Origin of the sequence: Tropicibacter alexandrii, assembly GCF_003667315.2 — a bacterium.
In the GTDB taxonomy this organism is placed as follows: domain Bacteria; phylum Pseudomonadota; class Alphaproteobacteria; order Rhodobacterales; family Rhodobacteraceae; genus Tropicibacter; species Tropicibacter alexandrii.
This window is the reverse complement of the sequence record NZ_RCTZ02000028.1, coordinates 1-14,088: the sequence shown is the minus strand read 5'-3', so window position 1 is coordinate 14,088 and position 14,088 is coordinate 1. Positions and strand designations below refer to the sequence as shown.

Here is a 14,088-nt window from a genome sequence, read left to right as displayed (position 1 = left end):
GATGATATGCTGACAATCGGCACTTTGGCAAAAAAGACCGGGACGAAGGTGCAGACGATCCGCTATTACGAGCAGATCGGACTCTTGCCCGAGCCCGGGCGATCGGCTGGCGGTCAGCGGCGCTATGGAGATAGTGAGCTTGACCGTTTGTCTTTCGTCCGGCATGCGCGGCAACTCGGGTTCTCGCTGGACGCGATCCGTGAGCTTCTCGATCTGAGCGATCATCCGGACAAGTCTTGCGCGGAGGCCGATGCCATCGCTCGCAGGCAACTTAAGCAGGTTGAGCAACGTATGGCCCGACTTGAAGCCCTTCGGACAGAATTGCAGAGGATGGTGCATGAATGCAGCGGCGGGCACACGGCCGATTGCCGTGTGCTGGAGGTGTTGCGCGACCATTCCGAGTGCCTGACGGACCACGACGAGATCGGCGCCTGAGATGACCGCAGTGCTCGTCTATCCGCTCGCGGCCTTGGCTGAGATCGCCGGATGCTTTGCCATCTGGGCATGGTGGCGTCTTGGCGCGTCCCCTCTTTGGCTTGTCCCCGGTGTAGCGGCGCTGGTGGCGTTCGGCTGGCTTCTGGCTCAGGTCGACACTGTGGCTGCGGGACGCGCCTTTGCGGCCTATGGTGGGATCTATATTGCCGCGTCCATTCTCTGGATGTGGCTCGCCGAAGGGCACCGGCCGGACAGGTGGGATCTGCTCGGCACCGCTGTATGCTTGTTGGGTGCCGCTATCATCCTCGCGGCACCCCGCGGAGCGTAAAAAACGGCATTGCTCCTACAGTAGCTTTAGCTTTTACAACGGTGCGCGTTTCACAGGCTAAAGCAAGGCAGGAATTGAATGTTCGAAATCTCAGGTGTTGGAATCGTCGCGGCTTTTCTGGGTGGCGCTATATCCTTTCTGTCGCCTTGCGTCTTGCCTCTTGCACCTGGCTACGTCTCTTACATCGCGGGACAGCCCGCCGCGAAATCCGGGGCGGCGCGCAGCATTGCCGAACGGGCGCGCAGCGTGGTCCTGAGTTTGTGGTTCGTGCTCGGGTTTTCGACAGTCTTCGTGGCGCTCGGGGCCGGGGCAAGTCTTTTGGGCGGGATGCTCTTGCGCTGGAAATACGAACTCGGGCTTGCGGGTGGCTTCTTGATCGTCTTGTTCGGACTTGTCATGATGGACGCGATCAAGATCCCCGCAATGATGCGTGACACGAGGCCCGACGTAAAAGTTGACGGCGGCAGCGCCGTTGGAGCCTACCTTTTGGGTCTTGCCTTTGCCTTTGGCTGGACGCCCTGCATAGGCCCTGTGCTTGGGTCGATCCTGGCAGTAAGCGCGACATCTGGAGCGGACGGGATGGCCTTGCTGGCAATCTACTCCGCAGGGCTTGGACTGCCGTTTCTAATCATAGCGCTCTTCACCAACGAGATTGCAGGCAGGCTAAAGCGGATCGGTGCAGCTGGTCGATGGCTCTATCGTATATCGGGCGGACTGATGGTGCTGATGGGTATCGGCGTGATGACAGGTCAGATCAGCCGCCTTGCCTTCTGGCTGCTCGAAACCTTCCCGGCCCTTGGCACTATCGGATAGAGCTGTGATCGAAAGTAACATTTGAGAAAAGGCTTGTCTCTCTAGTCACTGTAGAGATTAAGACTCCTCGTGAACGATTCGAGGAGAGACCCTGTGGCACCCACCGATTCCTATTTAACCGCAACAAGACTGCTGGATTTTGACTCGCCCTCAATCTCGAACCTGGTACGAGATCGTGGCTGGCATGACCTTGCCCGTGTCGACCGGATTGGCGCGGTTTATGACTTTGTCCGGAACGTGATTGCGTTCGGCTACAACCGCGTCGACGACATTCCCGCCTCTGCGGTGCTGACCGACGGCTACGGGCAGTGCAACACGAAAGGGACGCTTCTCATGGCACTGCTGCGCAGCGTAGGCATCCGCTGCCGACTGCACGGCTTCACCATCCACAAGGCCCTGCAGCGTGGCGTGGTGCCCGAATTGGTCTACCCCCTCGCACCGTCCGAAATTCTGCACTCGTGGGTCGAAGTCGAAACAGAAGAGGGCTGGATCAATCTCGAAGGCTTCATTCTGGACGCCCCCTTCCTGCAGTCGCTTCAGAAGGAATTCAGCGAAACAGAAAGCCTTTGCGGCTACGGCGCTGGAACGGATTGCCTGAGTGCGCCACCAGTCAGTTGGAACGGCGGCAGCACTTATATTCAGAAAACCGGTATCGTTCGTGATTTTGGAACCTTTGATGCGCCCGATGACTTTTATTTGAAATATAGTCAGAACTTCGGATTTGCGCGTGACTTTCTCTATCGCCACGTCATCCGTCACTGGATGAATGCCCGGGTTCGCCGCATCCGTCGTGGAATGTTGCCAAAGGTCCCTGGTCTCAGTCGACCGAACCACAGCCATGAGGAGAACAACCGTGCCGCATGATCATGGCCATACCCACATTGATCCTGAATCAGGTGATCGTAGGGTCTCCATCGCAATCTGGGCCAACGGGCTTCTGACCGTCGCGCAGATCGTTGGCGGCATCCTTTCCGGCAGCCTGGCGCTGATCGCAGATGCCCTACACAATTTTTCGGACATGGCGTCACTGGTGATCGCGTTCGTTGCGCGCAAAATCGCCAGACGACCCGCCGATGAACGCATGACATTCGGCTATGGTCGGATTGAAATCGTCGCGGCACTCATCAACTACACGACCCTGATCCTGATCGGTTTCTACCTGATCTATGAGGGTGGCATGCGGATGATCGACCCGCCCGAGGTCGCTGGTTGGACGGTGGTGATCCTGGGCGGTGTGGCACTCGTCGTCGACACGTTGACGGCGCTGCTCACCTATTCGATGCAGAAAGGCAGTGTGAACATCCGTGCGCTTTTCCTGCACAACCTGTCGGACGCTTTGGCCTCTGTGGCAGTCATCATTGGAGGGTCCCTGATCATCCTCTACGACATGCGATGGGTCGATCCCGCAATCACCATCGGCATTGCCCTTTACATCCTCTATCTGGCTTTCACTGAGATTGGCGGTCCGATCAGAACCCTGATGCTCGGCAGCCCACCCGACATCGACAATGCAGCCGTCGTTGAGGCGCTGCGGAGCGTCGATGGTGTAGCGGACGTTCACCACGTGCATCTGTGGCAGATGGAGGAGCACAAGGCGGCGCTGGACTGCCACGTGGTGCTGACAGCGGGCGGCTGGGGTAAAATCGAAAAGATCAAGGCAGCGATCAAGGACCGGCTGAAGGAGGACTTCAACATCGCCCATTCCAGCCTGGAGTTCGAACACGAAGACCGCGCACACGAAAACGCCGACCTCTACGGTCACGGCAAGCCTGAAGAGGAGGAGAACCGTTTTCACTGAGCTTGTGAGAGGTCATGAAGGTGTGATCGACGTCGATTGCGAGTGCAAGCTAAGCGACAGCGACCTGAAACGGGTGCACGGCCTGCTTCAAGCCAGCCTGGCCTGGTCCTCGAACTCACGAGGTTCGAAGCCTTCAAGGTTCCGTCTGCTTCTGAGCCGTTGCAGAACTGCTGAGAGCCCGAATGCGTCCTATTCGCCAAACAGATTTAGGTAGAACCGATTTAAGGGCAATTCGAGACTCATTTGACGATCGAGATGGCTCGGACGCTTTGACATGCCGTGGGATTGGCGCAGCGCGGAACGTGGCGGATGACGACGGGCGGCTCGGTCACCTCGCGATCTTGCTGACCGCCGCAACCGCAACACGCATCATCATTGTTGCAATAGTATATTTTCGTAGGTATGCTGGGTGAAGATTGTCAAGGGTCCTTGCCATGCGTTTCGAATTCAAAAACCTCCCTCTGGCGGCCTTTTTAGCTCTCGCCTTGACCGGCCCAACAGTTCCGACACAAGCACGCGCCCAAACCTATCAGATCGATTGTGCCATCCTGCTGTGTTTGTCCGGTGGATGGCCAGCTTCCGTGCCCTGCGCCCGCGCACGGGCCGAGTTCATCCGGCGCATAACTCCATGGCCGGTGGAGCCGCCGCTTCAGATTTGGCGCTGCCCGATGGGTGCGTCTTACGATGGACCTGCTAGATCGCGGCCCGCGGACCGGATCTTCGATGCCCTATATGGTGATTCAGGAACCCCTCCAAACTCTTCAACCCCGCTCTTCGATCAGGCAGCCAGGGCAGGCGGGATGCTTGGGCGCAAAGGCTCCAACGCGGCTTGGGACAACCTCGTAAGGGCTGATTACGCCCTCCAGCTCGTAAAAGACCGCGCCGACATCGATATCAGCGGGCCGGAATTCAACTTCGTGCGTTCCATCCGCGTCTTTGACGTTCGTTATGCCCGCCAGCACGAATCCGGGCGAGATGGCGACTGCAACCGCAGCGCCGCCGTTGTCCTCGGCACCTACGGGATCCAGGGCGATTTTTCTTGGAGGGTGTCGTCACCCGCAGCGCTTCCTGATGCGCATGCCGGTCTCGAGCGATGGGGCGAGCACTGCCCGAGCATTTATCACAGATCCGTCTTCGTTGAGTGGCGTGACTATAGCGGGAATTACGGTTTTGAGCAGGTCAATTACTGACTATTGAGCCGCAGCGAAGTCGCGCAGGGCCTTGTACGAAATCAAACCTGCAACGCAGGCACACTCACACAATCGAGGGCCATAAAGGCCATATTCTACCATGTCAGTCGTCGCGACAGGGCAGCTGCATGAGAGACGCGAAGTCAATTTCGGCTTTATCCGCATCGCAGAGCTCCGGGTAAATCTTTGAGACACGCTGCGGGCCATGGATGTCCCACCGGATTGCCAGAGCACCTGTGTTCCAGCGATATACCCAGCCGACAATGGCTTCTTCATCGGTTGCAATCAAATTGGCGATCGCGACGCCTTCGACCTCATTTTCGTTCACTGTTTACTGACTTCCTGCAATTTGGCGTTGCGGATAGCAGCTCAGATCCAAAGCGTTTGCTGCAACCGTGTGCCGGGCCTCGTTAAAATCGGTTACTGTTCGTCCTCGCGGTAACGAATTCACACCGGGAGAAGTCAGCTCCCGTGTTCTCGAAAGATGAAATGGATCAAATCCGGTGGTCGGGCTCCGTGGCGGCTTCAACGATCGCCAGAACCTTGAAGGGGTCAAAGCCAATGGCGCGCGCAAGGACGACCAGCTCGACGACGTCGACCCGGCGCTGGCCGCTTTCAATGCGCGCCACAAGTGATTGATGGCACTTGAGCTTGACCGCCAAGTCCTCCTGACCGAGGCCCGCCTTGATGCGGGCGTCGACCAATGCTTGGCAGAGTGCCACCTGTCCTGTGCTTCTGATTGTCTTTGCCACGCGTCACATACCTTTTGTGACGTCGCTAGCGGATGAAATCTGTTATCTAAAAAGTAGATATATGAGGGTGTTATCGGCGTCTGGTTTCCATGGGCTGCAAGTCTGATGCTCCCGAGGTTGCCCATCAATCCCCTGCCAATTGCAGAAATCGGCCATAGTCCTCGCTGACTTCGCGCGCTTCCTCGAAGGCGCGGGCGCGTTCGCTGTCGAGGCAACGGAAGTAGCTCTGGATATCCTGAATGTAATCTTCGAAATCGCCACGGATGATGTCTGCATAGTCCCGCGCTGCCTGCGAATCGCTTGGCAGGAAGGGACGGGCCGGGGCGAAGCAGGATTCCGCCAAAACTGGTCCGGGAACGCAGATCAGAAGGACCATAGCTTGCAATGGGAGCAGGCCTGTCAACCTTGGGTTTCTCAAACCTGTTATCTCCTTGATCGCAGACACTGGCCGTGACTAGTGTTTGCGTGACCAAACTACAGCTAAAGCACGATATTACATCTTGCGGTTGATAGTATACTATCGTAACTCTGGGCTTCAAGTGGGAATGCCTGGGGTCGCGCCATTGGAGAAAGCGTGAGCCGGGCCATGAACTGGGACATCGAAGCACCAAATGTGGTTACGGAAGCCAGGTTCCGCGAACTCGTGGAAAGCGGCTATAGCGCAGAAATCCTGTGCCAGGAGTCGGCACATAAGAAAGGCCCCAGCTATTACGGGGTCTGGATTATGCGCGTTGTCTCTGATGATGGCGTGGAAAAGCTCCTCGTCACCGCCCGCACGCGGACGACCTACAACGATATCAAGATCCGCGAGTTCAAGACGATCTCCGGCGTGGTGTCTTTCTTTATTGGCCTTGGCTTTGCACATGTCGACCTGCCGCTTGAGGCGGGGACAAGCCGTACGCATAAACTCGCCCCGCCAGACAAAGCGCCATCAGACAAGGGCGCTGGCAGCTAACCTCGTCTGTCTCTGGCTGGTCGCAGCACCTGCCTCAGCGCAAATGGTCCTGGTCATGGAGAGCGACGGCTCTCTGACCCCATCCCGGTCTCAGAGCAGTTTTGCTCGGAACTACAATGACGGCATCGGTCAGGGATCGGCAGCCGACGAACTTGCGATTTTCGGCAGCGATGAAACTGTGCCAGAGCGAGAAGCGATGCGCTTTGCAGCCCGTGTCGGTCCGGCACCCCTGCCCCGTGCCGATGTCCTAAACGCCATAGAGACCACGGCCCTGCGTTATGCCAGCCACCCCGGCCTAAGGCGCGCGGAGCTTTCCGTCACGGACTGGCTGAGCCTCTACCGCGCCAATATCGAGGTTGAGAGCGCCTATCGGCAGGATGCGATCTCACATGCGGGCGCCATTGGCCTTGGTCAGCTGATGCCTGACACCGCGCGTGATCTGGGCGTCGACCCGCGTGACCCCCAACAGAACCTCGACGGCTCCGCCCGCTACCTCGCGATGATGCTGGAGACGTTCGGCGATCCGCATCTGGCGTTGGCGGCCTACAACGCGGGGCCGGACGCCGTGCGCCAACACGGTGGCATTCCCCCTTACCGAGAAACCCAGAACCACGTGGCCCGCGTCATGGCTGTTACGGCCCGATTGGAAGGATCAAATTCATGAGACAGATTTCAAACCTATTCATCGCAAGTTTGGCCCTCTTTCTGGTCATTTCCGAACCCGCCCTTGCGCAAAGCATCGATCTCTCCCCGATCCAGAGCTTGTTGCAGGGCATTGTCGATGCGCTGACCGGCCCTCTTGGTGTGGTCATCGCCACACTCGCGGTCCTCGGGGTCTTTCTCAGCTGGTTCTTCAACATCATCGATCTGCGCCAAGCGCTCTGGGTCCTCGTGGGCATCGCCGGTGTTGCGGCCGCCCCCACCATCGTTGCCGCGGTATTTGCCGGTGGCTGAGCGCGCGCCTCTCTTTCTTGGGCTCGTGCGCCCGCCCAAGCTTCTTGGCCTGCCCATCATGTATGCGATGGTCTGGCTCTTCGGTTCGGTGCTCTTGTTCGTCTGGGTCCAGCACATCGCGGTGCTGGGTTTCGCGGCCCTGCTCTATCCGGTGCTGTGGAAGGCCGCAGATTGGGACCCGCGTTTCATCGACGTGATGATGACGGCCCTGCAGGAGACACCGCCCACGCGCAACAGGTCCATCCATGGCGGGGACAGCTATGCCCCGTGATGACGCCCCTGATGCTGCGCTCGATCCCCGCACGATGACGCCAGAATGGTATGCGCGCGAGACCCGCCTCGCGCATATGCTGCCCTATGTGAGCCTCGTCGACGACCAGACCGTGCGCACCCGGGTCAACGAGCTCTTCCGCTGCATCCGGCTCGAGGGGATCAACAGCTACACGACGGACGATGCCTATCTCGACAAGGTGACCGCCCTCTTTGCCCGCATCGTCGCGCAGCTCGGGCCGGAATTCAGCTATTACGTCCACAAGGTCTCCAAGGCCATCAAACCTGATCTCGACCCCATCCGTGAGGACAGCTTCGCGGGCGAGGTGGACCGGCGCTGGCGCGCGAAACTCGAGACCAGCGGGCTCCGCGACAAGACGCTGACGCTCACCGTCATTCACCGCCCGCCCCCGAAAAGCCTCCTGCCGCACCTCGGCCGCAGCGCGCCGGACCGACTGAAGGAGGAGACCCGCAAACGCCTGCAGCGCTTGGGCGAGGCCGTGAACGTCTTCCTTTCGGGGCTTACCGAGCTCAAGCCGCGCCTGCTGTCGGCTGCATCGGGGGAATTGGTGGGGTTTCTGGGCGCGCTGAACACGGGCACCGAGCTGCCGCTCTACCCTGCAAACACCTACGGCTTTTTGTCCGTCAATGTCGCCAATACCCGCGTGACGTTTCATGGCGATCATTTCGAGCTCTCTGAAGGCGTCGTGGGGCATCGCTACGGCAAAAGCTTCACCATCGGGGAATACTCCGAAGGCACCTCCTGCACCATGTTCGACATGCTGAACCTGCCGGTCGACATGATCGTGACGCACTCCTTCACGCCGATCAATTCGAACCTCATGGCCGGCCGCATCAAGCGGCAAAAGCGGCAGATGCAGGCGAGCCAGGACGCGGCCCTCTCGCTCCTGGAAGCCCTCGATATCGCCGCCGATGATCTCGAGGCCAAGCGCCAGAGCTTTGGCGAGCACCATATGGTCGTGACGCTCTTCTGCGACACGCTGGAGGAATTGCAGACCCTCAGCGCGGAGATCGTAAACGCCGCCGCGACTGAGGGCGTGAAGATGATCGGCGAGCGGGTCGCGGCCAAGGCGCATTACCTCAGCCAGCATCCCGGCAACCAGCCCAAGCGCGTCCGCGCCAGCGCCGTCACCAATCGCAACTTCGCGGATTTCGCGGCCTTCCACCGGACGCAGCTCGGAAAACCCGCAGCACTTACCCCCTGGGGCCGGGTCATCACCTATCTGCCCACGCCCGAGCAGAGCGCCTACCGGTTCTCCTATCACGAGCAAGGCTCGCCCGACAAAGAACCGACCAGCGGCCATACCCTGATCATGGGGCGCCCCGGGTCGGGCAAGTCGGTGCTGTCGGCGTTCCTGATGACCCAGGCCCGTCGCGCAGGCGCCCGGATCTTCGTTTTCGACTACCGCCTCGGGATGGAAATGGCCGTCCGGGCCAATGGCGGGCGCTACGCCTCCCTGAAAGCCGGCCAGCCCACGGGTCTGAACCCGCTCTGGACCGAAACCGATGCGCGCGGCACGGCCTGGCTGTCGGACTGGCTCACAACGCTGCTCTACCGCGCCGACAAGCCCCTGACCCCGGCGCAGACCAACCGCATCCAGGAGGTCGTGCGCCAGAATGCCCAGGCCACCAATCCGGCCCTGCGGAACTGGCGGGATTTCGCATCGCTGTTCGTCTCCACCGATGATGGCGGCGATCTGCACCAGCGCCTGCTCGAATGGACCGAGGACGGCCGCTATGGCTGGATCTTCGGCCAGAGCCTCGAGGACACGTTCTCGCTCAAGGGCGACGTCGTGGGTTTCGACCTGACCGGCATTCTCGACAGCGAGGCCGACAAGGAGCGGATGGCGGTCCTCTCCTATCTCTTTCGCCGGGTCGAGCGCGAGATCGAGGACCGCCACCCCACCATCATCGTGATCGACGAGGCCTGGAAGGCGCTCGACAACGCATATTTCGCCGAGCGGCTCTCGAACTGGCTCGTGACCGCACGCAAACAGAACACCGTCGCTGTGATGATGACGCAATACGCCAGCCAGCTCGAGCGCACCCGAACCGGCAAGACCATCGTCGAGGCGGTGCCGACGCAAATCCTGCTTCCGAACATCCGCGCCCATGCGGCCGACTACGCGATGCTGAACCTCTATGAGAAGGAACTCGACGTGCTTCTCAACACTGGCAGCGACAGCCGCTTGGCCCTCATCCGCGACGACCAGGGCTCGATCGTCATTGATGCCGATCTGAGCGCCCTCGGGCCCAATCTCACCATCCTCGGCGGCATGGAAAAAGGCGAGGCGCTCGTGGGCGCCGATTACCGCGACCGCCCAGACTTTTGGAGGCTTTCATGATTCGTACCCTGTTTCTTCTCACCGCGCTCGGCGCTTTGGCCTCCTGCGCCCAGTACCAGGAACCGCAGGCGAACTGCTTCACATTCCTCGCGTCCACGGCACCTGTCGCGCCTGATTGCACCTTTACGCCTCTAGATGCGCCGGAGGGCGACATTGAAGTCTAGCCTGCCTCATATCCTGGCACTTTGCCTGCTGCCCGGTCTCGCCTTGTCTCAGGGCGTGCCGACCAATGACAGTGGGCTGACCGCGCGTGACATCGTCGAGACTGGCGATCGCGAGGCTGACTTGGCCGTTCAGGCCGACAAGCTTGCCGTGCGCGAACTCATTGCCGAGATCGAACGGGAGCAGCTGGAAACCCTGCAACGCATCCTCGATGCCCAGACCAGCTTCGGCGGTCAGGGCCTGCCCGCCATGGTCTCGGGGCTGGAAAGCGGCAGCGGCGATCCCGACCGCGCCGTGGCGGCGGTCTATGGCACGGGCAAGATCGATCCCAATCCCGGCGGTGCGCAGATGTTCGGGGACGCCGCCGAGAACATCGAGCAGCTCATCATCCGCGTGGCTCAGGAGACCAGCGACTTTGCGGGTGTTGGACGCGCAGGACTCTCCCCCGTCCAATGGCGCGCGCTGCTGCAAGCGCTCATCTGGCAGGAAAGCCGGTTTACGATTGGGGCACGGTCTCCCGTCGGCGCCTATGGTCTCACACAGATCATGCCTGGCACGGCCAGCGATCTCGGCATCAACCCGGAATATTATGACAGCCCCTACCTACAGGTGCATGGCGGCGCGCGCTATCTCGCGACCCAGCTCAACACATTCGATGGCAACATCATCAACGCCCTCGCGGCCTATAACGCCGGACCCGGCCGGGTTTTCGAGTATGGCGGCGTGCCACCCTTCCGCGAGACCCAACATTACGTCCAGGTTATCCCGGAGCGCTACAATCTCTATCTGAGCCGTATCGGCGGGATCGACGCACTTGGCACGATCGATCCGGCGCTTCTCGCCAATGCCAACCTCTCGCTCACTGGGCACGGCGCGGCCTTCTATGGCAACAACTCACCCGCCGCGATCAGGCAAGCCGCCCTGCGTATTGCGGATATCGTCGAACAGATTTCCGAGACCGAGGATGTGCAGGAGAGCGTTGCGCTCAACACTTATGCCCGCGCCGAACTCGTGCGTCTCGTGGCCGCCCGCATCCGGCTTCAGGCCGCCCGCACCCGCGTGCTCTCCGCCGAAGAGCTGGCCCAGGCCAGCGCCCGCATGGCCGAAGGCGCGTTCATGGATTTTACGATCAGGGAGATTGAATGATGGGACATCTGCTCTTGAGGACAGCTTTGGCCACGACATTTGGCGTTGGCTTGCAGTTCAGCGTCCTACCCCCTGCCGCAGCACAAGGTGTACCGGTCGTCGACACCCAGAACATCGCGCAAAACATCCAACAGCTGCGGCAGATGATCGAAGACGAGATTTTGCAGAACGAGCAGCTGACGCAGCTCCGCGAACAGCTTGCCACACTCACGGATCAACTCGCGGAGCTGCAAAGAACCTATGAAGCGCTCACCCGACTTGCCGAGCTTCCAGAAATCATCCGCACCGAGATGGAAGACGAGTTGAACGGTCTACTCGACCAGGAGTTCGGGGACATCCTCGCCACGATTGAGGCGATCAAGACTGGGGATTTCTCCGGCCTGTCCGGTTCTGGCGCAGGCGAGATCGAAACCCAGATGGATCGGGTGCTGGCCGATCTCGGATTTGACGATGACACCCTCTCGGAAATGGCCACGAGCGGCAATCCCGGGGCCAACCGCGTGGCGACGCAGGCCACCACCGGTGCCCTTGTCTCGGCGGCGGCCCAGAACAGCTATGAGGATGCCGGCCAATCGCTCGAGCGGGTAGACCGCCTTGTCGGGCTCATTGACGACATGGAAGAGCTCAAGCAAAGCGTCGATCTCAACACGCGCGTGACAGCTGAATTGGCCATCGCTCTCGTGGCGATGTGGCAGCTGGAAGCGATTCAAACGGTGGGCGATGGCACCGGCGGCGTGATCGATGCCGCCACCATCGCCGAAGAGCAGCGCTTCATGGATTTCACGCTACCGGACCTCCGGGCAGACTGATCGTGGGGGCATGAATGGTGGCGACTGAACAAGAAATCATCGAGGAAGAACTGGTCTATGGTGCCTTACGCCGCGAACGGCTCTGGCAACGCCTTGGCCTGATGGGCCTTGTCTTCGGTATCATCGGCTGTCTGAGTGCCGCGGCTGTCTCGATCCTCGATGTCGACCCGCCCCCCGTCGTTGTTCCCTATGATCCCGCCACCGGCTTTGCACTCCCCGAGGCCTCGGTGGGCGCTTCCTCGGTGACCGCCAACCAGGCGATCATCGAGGCGGAGGTCTTCCGCTATGTGACCGACCGGGAGGTCTATAACCAGCTCGACAACGATCTGCGCATCCGCAGCGTTCTGCGCCGCTCGGACGGGGCCGCCGAGAGCGGGTTGCGCCAGATCTGGAACAGCGCCAACGAGAATTACCCGCCGACCGTCTATGGCCCCAACGCCAGGCTCGACGTGGAAATCCTCAGCATCAACCGGATCGGATCCAACCGCGCCACCGTGCGCTTGCGCAAGCGGCTGACCTCCATCAACGGCACCCAGACCGGGCTCTTCACCGCCACGCTTCTCTTCGAGTTCCGCCCCGAAACCCGTCGCTCCATCGATGAGGTCTGGACCAATCCCTTCGGCTTCACCGTCCTCGAATATTCCATCCGCTCCGACAGATTGGAGAATTAGTTTGATCAATAGGGTCTTTGTTGCTGCCATGTTTGTCTTGCTGCCCAGCCTTGCCTTTGCCGAAGCCATCCCGCGCGGTGGCCCAAATGACAGCCGCGTGCGCTTGGCCACCTACCAGGAGGGTCAGGTCTACCGTCTCAGCGTGTCGCTCACCCATGTGACCAGCATCGAGTTCGGCGAGGGCGAAAGCATCCGCTCGATCATCGCGGGCGACACCGAGGGCTTCGAGATCGACGGCGTCCCGGGCGGTCAGGCCTTCGCGATCAAGCCTGTGGCGCGCGGTGTGCATACCAATGTGACAGTCTATACGAACCGCCGGAGCTACTATTTCAACGTCGAGGAGGTCCGCAGCCCGACCTTCTATGTGGTGCAGTTCCGCTATCCTGATGACGCTGCGCGCCCGACCCGGGCCATCGCCGCCCAAGCACCAAACTACAATTACGGTGCCAGCGCGCGGACCGAGTTCACGCCAACCCGCATCTGGGATGACGGGACGTTCACGTATTTCGCCTTTCCAAGAAACGCGCCTGTGCCCGCGATCTTCCGCTACGCGGGCGGCCGCGAGCGCACGGTCAACACGCAAACTCCTGAAGACGGCGTGATCCGCGTCAGCGGCGTGAACCGCCAATGGGTCCTGCGACTGGGCGAAGAGGTGGTCTGCATCGAGGCGATCCCGCCCGCGGAGGCCACCTCATGAGCGATACCGGGAACACCGAGCTGGAAAAACGCCTCGCCGCCCTTGAGAAAGGCAGTGCCCGCGCCCCCACGGCGGCGCAGCGCCGGTCGCCCCTTCTCGCGCTGATCGTGGTCCTCGTCATCGGCGCGGGTGGTGCCCTGCTTTATCTCCTCTCACAGCCCGACGAAGAGGTAGCCTTGCCGACGGCCACCCCGGACGTCTTCCAAAACGAGGGGGACGGCTTTGGCGCCATCGAGACCTTGGCCCCGCCCGAGCCCGAGGTTGTGTTCGTCGGACCAGACCCCGTTGAGCCCAATGCCGAACTTCTGGCGCAGATCACCGCCCTGCAGGCCCAGATCGAGGAGTTGCGCAACGCCCCCGAACCGGTCGTCGAGGAAGACACCGCCGCCGCAGAGGCGATCGACGCGCTGACCGCTCAGATCGCTGCGCTACAAGCCGCCTCGGAAGCCGCACAGCAACGATTCCAGGACGAACTGACGGCGCGGGATCGCAGCCTTGAGCAACTCCGCATGGATCTGGAATTGGCCCAACTCGAGGCCAGCCGACCCCAACCCGCCCCAGCGGGCCCCACGGAGGATGAGCTGCGCGCACGCGAGCAAGAGCGACTGCGCCGCGAGGAAGAAGCCCGGCGCATGGCCGAGCTGGAGCGCCGCGCCGCGGAGGAATGAACCGCCCCGGGTTTACCGGAGAGTAAAACTCTCAAAGGATGAACCCTATGGACCAGAAGAAGCACACCCCGAAG

Annotated in this window: 19 protein-coding genes and 1 pseudogene; 17 read left to right on the top strand and 3 right to left on the bottom strand. The window is 60.8% G+C overall.

Annotated elements, in window-relative coordinates; translation table 11 throughout:
• Positions 1 to 6: 6 nt before the first annotated feature.
• From D8Z78_RS22290 to D8Z78_RS22265, 6 genes are all read left to right on the top strand, one after another.
• Positions 7 to 435 (top strand): MerR family transcriptional regulator, encoded by a 429-nt coding sequence (locus D8Z78_RS22290; protein WP_037239845.1) that lies wholly within the window; start codon positions 7 to 9, stop codon positions 433 to 435.
• Position 436: 1 nt separating this feature from the next.
• Complete coding sequence (locus D8Z78_RS22285) at positions 437 to 763, top strand: YnfA family protein (protein WP_043872274.1); 327 nt, start codon at positions 437 to 439, stop codon at positions 761 to 763.
• 78 nt (positions 764 to 841) lie between these two features.
• Positions 842 to 1,576 (top strand): cytochrome c biogenesis CcdA family protein, encoded by a 735-nt coding sequence (locus D8Z78_RS22280; protein WP_121632266.1) that lies wholly within the window; start codon positions 842 to 844, stop codon positions 1,574 to 1,576.
• Between the two features lie 93 nt (positions 1,577 to 1,669).
• Positions 1,670 to 2,440: a transglutaminase-like domain-containing protein gene (locus D8Z78_RS22275; protein WP_008282972.1), complete on the top strand. Its 771-nt coding sequence runs from the start codon at positions 1,670 to 1,672 to the stop codon at positions 2,438 to 2,440.
• On the top strand, positions 2,430 to 3,374 hold the full coding sequence (locus tag D8Z78_RS22270) for a cation diffusion facilitator family transporter (RefSeq protein WP_008282971.1): 945 nt from the start codon (positions 2,430 to 2,432) through the stop codon (positions 3,372 to 3,374). Before D8Z78_RS22275 ends, D8Z78_RS22270 begins: the two co-directional genes overlap by 11 nt.
• 434 nt (positions 3,375 to 3,808) lie before the next feature.
• Positions 3,809 to 4,564: a hypothetical protein gene (locus tag D8Z78_RS22265; RefSeq protein WP_085976983.1), complete on the top strand. Its 756-nt coding sequence runs from the start codon at positions 3,809 to 3,811 to the stop codon at positions 4,562 to 4,564.
• 103 nt (positions 4,565 to 4,667) lie between these two features.
• On the opposite strand, the gene D8Z78_RS22260 is transcribed toward D8Z78_RS22265, so the two are convergent.
• The 3 genes from D8Z78_RS22260 to D8Z78_RS22250 form a co-directional block, all read right to left on the bottom strand.
• Positions 4,668 to 4,892 (bottom strand): hypothetical protein, encoded by a 225-nt coding sequence (locus tag D8Z78_RS22260; RefSeq protein WP_121632267.1) that lies wholly within the window; start codon positions 4,890 to 4,892, stop codon positions 4,668 to 4,670.
• Positions 4,893 to 5,058: 166 nt separating this feature from the next.
• Positions 5,059 to 5,316, bottom strand: coding sequence for a helix-turn-helix domain-containing protein (locus tag D8Z78_RS22255; RefSeq protein WP_037275519.1), 258 nt, complete (start codon positions 5,314 to 5,316; stop codon positions 5,059 to 5,061).
• Positions 5,317 to 5,440: 124 nt separating this feature from the next.
• On the bottom strand, positions 5,441 to 5,692 hold the full coding sequence (locus tag D8Z78_RS22250; RefSeq protein WP_037275520.1) for a hypothetical protein: 252 nt from the start codon (positions 5,690 to 5,692) through the stop codon (positions 5,441 to 5,443).
• Positions 5,693 to 5,902: 210 nt separating this feature from the next.
• Between D8Z78_RS22250 and D8Z78_RS22245 the strand changes: the two genes are divergently transcribed.
• The 11 genes and pseudogenes from D8Z78_RS22245 to D8Z78_RS22200 all read left to right on the top strand — a co-directional run.
• Entirely contained in the window at positions 5,903 to 6,271 is a 369-nt protein-coding gene (locus D8Z78_RS22245) for a hypothetical protein (protein ID WP_009807505.1), read from the top strand.
• A gap of 43 nt (positions 6,272 to 6,314) precedes the next feature.
• Positions 6,315 to 6,935 (top strand): lytic transglycosylase domain-containing protein, encoded by a 621-nt coding sequence (locus D8Z78_RS22240; RefSeq protein ID WP_043872273.1) that lies wholly within the window; start codon positions 6,315 to 6,317, stop codon positions 6,933 to 6,935.
• Positions 6,932 to 7,225: a TrbC/VirB2 family protein gene (locus tag D8Z78_RS22235; protein WP_043872272.1), complete on the top strand. Its 294-nt coding sequence runs from the start codon at positions 6,932 to 6,934 to the stop codon at positions 7,223 to 7,225. Before D8Z78_RS22240 ends, D8Z78_RS22235 begins: the two co-directional genes overlap by 4 nt.
• Positions 7,218 to 7,496, top strand: coding sequence for a VirB3 family type IV secretion system protein (locus D8Z78_RS22230; RefSeq protein WP_040104433.1), 279 nt, complete (start codon positions 7,218 to 7,220; stop codon positions 7,494 to 7,496). Before D8Z78_RS22235 ends, D8Z78_RS22230 begins: the two co-directional genes overlap by 8 nt.
• Positions 7,486 to 9,861, top strand: a complete 2,376-nt coding sequence (locus tag D8Z78_RS22225; protein ID WP_043872271.1) for a VirB4 family type IV secretion/conjugal transfer ATPase — start codon at positions 7,486 to 7,488, stop codon at positions 9,859 to 9,861. The genes D8Z78_RS22230 and D8Z78_RS22225 overlap by 11 nt, the downstream gene beginning before the upstream one ends.
• Complete coding sequence (locus D8Z78_RS24770; protein WP_162841715.1) at positions 9,858 to 10,025, top strand: hypothetical protein; 168 nt, start codon at positions 9,858 to 9,860, stop codon at positions 10,023 to 10,025. Before D8Z78_RS22225 ends, D8Z78_RS24770 begins: the two co-directional genes overlap by 4 nt.
• A 55-nt stretch (positions 10,026 to 10,080) precedes the next feature.
• Positions 10,081 to 11,169 (top strand): lytic transglycosylase domain-containing protein, encoded by a 1,089-nt coding sequence (locus tag D8Z78_RS22220; protein ID WP_043872270.1) that lies wholly within the window; start codon positions 10,081 to 10,083, stop codon positions 11,167 to 11,169.
• On the top strand, positions 11,169 to 11,978 hold the full coding sequence (locus D8Z78_RS22215; protein ID WP_043872294.1) for a type IV secretion system protein: 810 nt from the start codon (positions 11,169 to 11,171) through the stop codon (positions 11,976 to 11,978). Before D8Z78_RS22220 ends, D8Z78_RS22215 begins: the two co-directional genes overlap by 1 nt.
• Before the next feature lie 14 nt (positions 11,979 to 11,992).
• Positions 11,993 to 12,649 (top strand): VirB8 family type IV secretion system protein, encoded by a 657-nt coding sequence (locus D8Z78_RS22210; protein WP_036783978.1) that lies wholly within the window; start codon positions 11,993 to 11,995, stop codon positions 12,647 to 12,649.
• 28 nt (positions 12,650 to 12,677) lie between these two features.
• On the top strand, positions 12,678 to 13,346 hold the full coding sequence (locus D8Z78_RS22205) for a TrbG/VirB9 family P-type conjugative transfer protein (protein ID WP_052453651.1): 669 nt from the start codon (positions 12,678 to 12,680) through the stop codon (positions 13,344 to 13,346).
• Positions 13,343 to 14,011 (top strand): annotated as a pseudogene (locus D8Z78_RS22200) (TrbI/VirB10 family protein); the annotation flags it as partial. The gene D8Z78_RS22205 and the pseudogene D8Z78_RS22200, both read left to right, overlap by 4 nt.
• Positions 14,012 to 14,088: the final 77 nt, after the last annotated feature.

Bases quoted from the DNA above. Each gene is read 5' to 3' on its own strand.
- D8Z78_RS22265 (WP_085976983.1), top strand. From the start codon at position 3,809: ATGCGTTTCGAATTCAAAAACCTCCCTCTGGCGGCCTTTTTAGCTCTC.
- D8Z78_RS24770 (WP_162841715.1), top strand. From the start codon at position 9,858: ATGATTCGTACCCTGTTTCTTCTCACCGCGCTCGGCGCTTTGGCCTCC.
- D8Z78_RS22280 (WP_121632266.1), top strand. From the start codon at position 842: ATGTTCGAAATCTCAGGTGTTGGAATCGTCGCGGCTTTTCTGGGTGGC.
- D8Z78_RS22285 (WP_043872274.1), top strand. From the start codon at position 437: ATGACCGCAGTGCTCGTCTATCCGCTCGCGGCCTTGGCTGAGATCGCC.
- D8Z78_RS22210 (WP_036783978.1), top strand. From the start codon at position 11,993: ATGGTGGCGACTGAACAAGAAATCATCGAGGAAGAACTGGTCTATGGT.
- D8Z78_RS22290 (WP_037239845.1), top strand. From the start codon at position 7: ATGCTGACAATCGGCACTTTGGCAAAAAAGACCGGGACGAAGGTGCAG.
- D8Z78_RS22205 (WP_052453651.1), top strand. From the start codon at position 12,678: ATGTTTGTCTTGCTGCCCAGCCTTGCCTTTGCCGAAGCCATCCCGCGC.
- D8Z78_RS22215 (WP_043872294.1), top strand. From the start codon at position 11,169: ATGGGACATCTGCTCTTGAGGACAGCTTTGGCCACGACATTTGGCGTT.
- D8Z78_RS22235 (WP_043872272.1), top strand. From the start codon at position 6,932: ATGAGACAGATTTCAAACCTATTCATCGCAAGTTTGGCCCTCTTTCTG.
- D8Z78_RS22250 (WP_037275520.1), bottom strand. From the start codon at position 5,692: ATGGTCCTTCTGATCTGCGTTCCCGGACCAGTTTTGGCGGAATCCTGC.
- D8Z78_RS22245 (WP_009807505.1), top strand. From the start codon at position 5,903: ATGAACTGGGACATCGAAGCACCAAATGTGGTTACGGAAGCCAGGTTC.
- D8Z78_RS22225 (WP_043872271.1), top strand. From the start codon at position 7,486: ATGCCCCGTGATGACGCCCCTGATGCTGCGCTCGATCCCCGCACGATG.
- D8Z78_RS22240 (WP_043872273.1), top strand. From the start codon at position 6,315: ATGGTCCTGGTCATGGAGAGCGACGGCTCTCTGACCCCATCCCGGTCT.